We start from the raw sequence: 3298 nt of genomic DNA, 5'->3' as shown, positions 1-3298 counted from the left end.
GGGGGGGGGGGGCGGGGGGGGGGGGGGGCCCGGGCCCGGGACAGCGCGCCTGGCGCTAACGAAACGCCCGCCTTTAACGATCAAACGCCCAGCTGGCCGCGCTGGTCAGCGCCCGCTCGAAGGCGGGACGGCCGGGGCCGGCCAGCCAGCCGGCGAAGGTGTGCAGCTGCGGGTGCAGCTGGCGCATGGCGTCGAGGTCGGCGTGCCCCGCCAGCCGCCCGTCGTCCACCAGCCCGGTCAGCTTGTGCAGAAAAGGACTGGCGGCCAGCACCTCGTCGGAAAATCGCGAATAGGGGATCGGCCGTCCCGCCGCCGTGGAGAATAACCCCTCCAGCTGACGACCGGTCACGCTGTCGCTGGCGATCTCGAACGTCTTGCCGGCAAACCGCGCCGGCGTGGCAAAAACCGCCGCGACAAGATGGCCGATATCCTCCACCGCCAGCACCTGCATTCTCCCCTCCGGCAGCATAAAAAATTGAAAACGACCTTCATCAAGGCCAAAACCAGGCATCACCAGCAGCTCCATAAAGGTGGCGGGCCGCACGATGGTCGCCGCCAGCGGCAGGCGGCGAATATGCCGTTCAATTTCCGCTTTGGTGTCATAATGCGCTACGCCGGTCGGCGTCTCTCCCGTCGCGCTGCCGGAGCTGTACACCAGATGCTTCACCGCGCACTCGACGGCGAGATCGGCGATGGTTATCCCGTAGCGTACCTCCTGCTCATCGGTCACCGTCCCTCCCGGCGAACTGGGCTGGACGCTGAAGACGCCGTCGACCCCGGCCATCGCCGACCGCATTGCCGCCCGGTCTTCAAAGGTTCCCACGACCAGCTCGGCTCCCCGCGCCGCCAGCGCAGCGGCCCCGGCGGAGAAAGGATCCCTGACCAGCGCCCGAACCCGCCAGCCGCGGTGCAGCAGCGCCCGCGCCACCGAGCCGCCCTGCTGACCGGTGGCGCCAAAAACCAACACGCTTTGCGCATTATTCATCACTCTTCTCCCTTATCTGCAGCCTGTTTCCCGGCCTCTCGCCAGCGATAGTCACCTTGCTTATCCTTCTCCAGCCAGCCGCAGGAAGGCCCGGCAAAATGCCCGGTGAACCATTGAGCATGATGGCTTGCCCCCCACGCCATCATCTCCCGTCGCGAGACTTCCGCCTGCCGGGGATCGCCGCAGAACGCTGAATTCCACTGCGGATGGGCAAACTGGATCGGGGAATGCAGAAGATCGCCGGAGAAACAGGCGTAGTCATCTCCGGCGGCGAGGACCAGCGCGGCATGGTCCGGACTGTGGCCGGGGGTGGGAATAAAGTCGATCCGTCCGCCGACCCGCGGCCGGGTCGCCACATCGACGGTCTCCAGCTGGCCGGCCTCAATCACCGGCAGCAGGCTGTCAAGCCACAGCGCCCGGTAGCGTTCGCTGTTTTTCACCCGCGACAGCTCTTTTGCCGAGCACAGATAGCGGGCGTTGGGAAACAGCGGCACCCAGCGATCGTCCTGCCAGACGGTATTCCATCCGACATGGTCGGTATGCAGGTGAGTCAGTAGCACCAGGGTCACGTCCTCCGGGTTCACTCCCGCGGCGCGGAGATTCTCCAGATACGGCGTGCTAAGTTGATGATAGAGCGGATTGCCGCCGCGCTCCCGACCATTGCCGGTGGCGGTATCGATAACAATCAGATCGTAGGGGGTCTGCACCACCCAGCTGTGGATTGACAGCGCAATCGGCTGAATAACGGCCTCCGCCTCCGCTACCGGGAACGCCTCTGGATAGAGCGCTGCCGGCAGCAGGGAAATCTCGCGCTCCGGCACTTTGAAAATCAGGCTATCGCCTGTCTGGTAAGTTTGCATCACTCCCTCCGCGCGCATTGCGCTGGTTGATTTATCGGGGTGATATTCACTATGCTGCCGGGATAACCCACATTCAAATTGATTATCATAATGAACAAAATCATTGAAAATGATTTTAGTCGTATCGATCTGAATCTGTTGACAGTCTTGATGGTGCTGTACCGCGAAGGGAGCGTCACCCGTACCGCAGAGGTGCTGCATCTTGGCCAGCCGGCTATCAGCGGGGCGCTGAAACGGCTGCGCGAGATGTTTGACGACCCGCTGTTCGTCCGCAGCGCCAGAGGCATGCTGCCGACGCCGCGGGCGCAAGCGCTGATGACCGACCTGCAGCCGCTGATGGAAAACCTGCATTCGGCGATGTTTGGCGCCGCAGAGTTCGTCCCGGCGCGCGCGCAGCAGCTTTTTCGCATCGGCCTCAGCGACTGGAGCGAACACTGGCTGATGCCCCCGCTGTTACCCGGGCTGATGCAGGAGGCGCCCGGAGTGTCACTGCAGTCGATAGCCGCCGACCCCTTCCAGGTTCGCCAGTTGCTGGAGGAGGAGCGCATTGATGTCGCGGTGTCTGTCAACAAACAGAGCCGTGGGGAGATCGTCAGCGAGCCGGTGATGTCCATGGGAGTCACCACCCTGTGGTCGCCGCAGCAGATCCCCTGCCGCGGTCCGCTGTCGGTGAGCGACTTTGTCGCCTGGGAACATGTGATGGTGGCCTATCGCGAAACCGGCCACGGTGAAATTGACCGCCAGCTCGCCAGCCAGGGGCTCGCGCGGCGCGTGCGCTTTGCCACGCAGAATTTCTCCACCTTTCCCCTGCTGCTGACCACCCTGCCGCTGTTCGCCACCGTCCCGCAGGGGCTGGCGCAGCGCTGGCAGGCGCAGTATGCGCTGCGCGCGGACGCTCCGCCGGTAGCGTATCCGGAATTTACGCTGTGCATTTTGCGGCACAAACGGCGGGCGCAGGATCCGGCGCTGAACTGGCTGGTGACGAAGTTAAAACAGGCCATGCGCGGCCAATAACCGGGCCGATGCCCCGGCATCAGGCCTCGCTGTGCGGGGGTTGCAGCACACGCCTGCTCCAGTCATAAAACGCGCGCACCGCCGGCGGCAGATAGCGGTTTTGCGGATAGACCAGCGACAAGGGAAGATCAGAAGCGGCCTGCTCCAGACAGGCGACCAGCGCCCCGCTCTGCAGATAAGGTTGCGCCAGATAGCTGGCGACGCGGATCAGGCCCAGCCCCTGAATGCCGGCCTGAATGTAGGCATCGGTATCGTCGACCACCAGCGTCTCCCGCATGCGGATCGCGCAGTCGCCTTCATCGAGGGAGAAAAGCCAGTCGATGGTCCGCCCGGTACGGTGATTCAGGTAGCCCACCGCCCGATGCTGGTGCAGTTCGTCGATGCTCTGCGGCCCGGCGGGGGGGGGGGGGCCGGGCGGGGGGGGGGGGGGGGGGGGGGG

Annotated in this window: 4 protein-coding genes; 1 reads left to right on the top strand and 3 read right to left on the bottom strand. The window is 64.6% G+C overall.

The genetic code is table 11. The features are described 5' to 3' along the window. Window positions 1-73 precede the first annotated feature (73 nt). Both HMPREF9538_RS02050 and HMPREF9538_RS02055 read right to left on the bottom strand, forming a co-directional pair. Window positions 74-985, bottom strand: coding sequence for an NmrA/HSCARG family protein (locus HMPREF9538_RS02050; protein WP_009486348.1), 912 nt, complete (start codon window positions 983-985; stop codon window positions 74-76). Continuing rightward, a complete protein-coding gene (locus tag HMPREF9538_RS02055) occupies window positions 985-1848 on the bottom strand; it encodes an MBL fold metallo-hydrolase (protein ID WP_020316466.1) in 864 nt (287 codons plus the stop codon). Before HMPREF9538_RS02055 ends, HMPREF9538_RS02050 begins: the two co-directional genes overlap by 1 nt. A gap of 87 nt (window positions 1849-1935) precedes the next feature. On the opposite strand from HMPREF9538_RS02055, the gene HMPREF9538_RS02060 reads away from it, so the two are divergent. Further along, entirely contained in the window at window positions 1936-2859 is a 924-nt protein-coding gene (locus HMPREF9538_RS02060) for a LysR family transcriptional regulator (RefSeq protein WP_009309029.1), read from the top strand. A 19-nt stretch (window positions 2860-2878) separates the two neighbouring features. On the opposite strand, the gene HMPREF9538_RS30700 is transcribed toward HMPREF9538_RS02060, so the two are convergent. Next, window positions 2879-3298 (bottom strand): LysR substrate-binding domain-containing protein (locus HMPREF9538_RS30700; RefSeq protein WP_267195259.1); only part of this gene is annotated, 420 nt, incomplete at its 5' end.

Origin of the sequence: Klebsiella sp. MS 92-3, assembly GCF_000195655.1 — a bacterium.
Taxonomy (GTDB): domain Bacteria; phylum Pseudomonadota; class Gammaproteobacteria; order Enterobacterales; family Enterobacteriaceae; genus Klebsiella; species Klebsiella pneumoniae.
This window is presented reverse-complemented; position numbering and strand designations above follow the sequence as displayed.